This window comes from Serratia sp. CY74737 (assembly GCF_052166775.1).
GTDB classification, from domain to species: domain Bacteria; phylum Pseudomonadota; class Gammaproteobacteria; order Enterobacterales; family Enterobacteriaceae; genus Serratia; species Serratia ureilytica.
On sequence record NZ_JBJNOF010000034.1, the window covers coordinates 1 to 1,696 of the forward strand.

Sequence of the window (1,696 nt, forward strand, 5' to 3'; positions counted from 1 at the left end):
CACAGGTTGCCCGCCGCGTCGGTCACCTCCAGCGGCGCGCTGTTCAGATCGGTGTGATACCAGTAAATATCTGCCGAGCGGCTGTCGCCCGCCTGCTCCAGCGCCGCCAGCGGGCTCCATGGGCTGGCCGGATCGTAGCTCCAGCTGCGGCGGCTGCCGTCGTCGCGCTGCTCCTGCAGCAACCGGTAGCCCTGCCACAGGAAACGGGTCGTCTGTTCGGTTTTGCCCTTGTAGCGCACCGCCTTGCGGCTGCGGCGGCCCAGCGCGTCGTAATGGTACTGCGCCTCGAACTCGCCCTGCGGGCCGCGGCCGTGCGCCTGCACCAGTCGGTTGTCGGCGTCGTAGCGGTAGTGCTGTTCGTACAGGCCGTTGCGCCGGCTGATCAGGTTGCCCCAGGCGTCGTAACGGTAAAACAGTTTTTGCCAGTGCGTCAGCCGGTTATCGGCGATCGGCGCCAGCGGCAGGTGCGCGTCGATGTCGCTCTGCGGGCTGCGTTCGCCCAGCAGGTTATCCGCCAGATCGTACACCAGCCGCACGCCCGGTTTGCCCTGATTGGGTTCTCGGTGTTGCAGCAGGCGGCCTTTGATGCAACTAACAATCTAATGTTTTTACTCTTCCTCTTTTTTATTTTTAAAGAGCCTAATACCTCCTTTTCAAGCCTCTACCTTACATCTCATATTCAATGTTGCTCAAATTTGTTGTAAAACTCTAACAATCTTTACCACCATTAACTATCTTATTAATTTCAGGTCGCCACACCTCCCACCATTTTTTCTCCAAATTCACAGAATAGTTTTCAATTGAATGTTCGGGGTAGCACGTCGGCCTGGTTCTACCTGTCTAGCTCATAGGTGGTTTTCAGTGAAATAAACATCGAACTTTTAATTAACTTTCAAGGAACGATGTTTATTTAAACTGTTTTATAAGGTTATTCGACGTCTATCCCAACAACACCTCACCTACCAGAAATACCAAAATCAACATAACCTTCAGAACTAATTACAAGGCACCACTTTTTATTTCTTTCAAAGAAATAATGATGCTGAGGTATATTTTTTAAGGCAAAATCAAGAAATTCATGAATTTTATCAGAGTTCATCTTAACTGAGAAATCCAGAGAAGAATCATTGATGTAGTAAATCTCATCGCTCATGGCAATTTCTCTATTTACTGCATTATCCTCTAAAAAAGAAGACACCTGAGATAACCATGACTGATAGTCTCCATGTAACTTAATAAACTTATGTTCTTTTGTTTTAGACCAGCTTATCTTAGAGCCAGTCCATTCGAAAGAATCTGACAACTCATCGGCAATCGATTCCCAATCATCTACGATATTAAAAAAAATAGATTTCTCACCTATTTTATTTCTAATTTCTTCATCAAGTGTCATTACATTCCTCTCCACGGTTTCGACGGGAAATCAAATAGTTCCTGAAGCTTAGTTACTGTAGATTCTTTTGCATCAAATAAGAAGTGCTCTCCCTTATCCTTCCCACTAAAGACATTGATATGAGCACCACTTCTCTCATCATATTCAATCCTAAACCCTGTTTTACCATCAAGGGTGGTCATTCTGTAAGCATCCCGGCTTTAGTTCCATGCACTTTTTGAGATATCCGGTGTTTCAGCCATCAGCCGGTACTCTGCCGGCGTCAGGTTGTTCAGGGATTCATGAGGCCGCTCGTTGTTATAT

At 46.9% G+C, this 1,696-nt stretch carries 2 protein-coding genes and 2 pseudogenes; all 4 read right to left on the bottom strand.

What is annotated here, in order from left to right:
- A pseudogene (locus ACJ8PE_RS24975) lies at positions 1 to 584 on the bottom strand (type IV secretion protein Rhs); the annotation flags it as partial.
- A gap of 371 nt (positions 585 to 955) precedes the next feature.
- The gene (locus ACJ8PE_RS24980; RefSeq protein WP_197760550.1) at positions 956 to 1,393 is read right to left on the bottom strand and encodes a type IV secretion protein Rhs; all 438 of its coding nucleotides are present in this window, start codon (positions 1,391 to 1,393) and stop codon (positions 956 to 958) included.
- A complete protein-coding gene (locus ACJ8PE_RS24985; protein ID WP_064291332.1) occupies positions 1,393 to 1,575 on the bottom strand; it encodes a hypothetical protein in 183 nt (60 codons plus the stop codon). Before ACJ8PE_RS24985 ends, ACJ8PE_RS24980 begins: the two co-directional genes overlap by 1 nt.
- Positions 1,576 to 1,593: 18 nt before the next feature.
- Positions 1,594 to 1,696, bottom strand: a pseudogene (locus ACJ8PE_RS24990) (integrase); the annotation flags it as partial.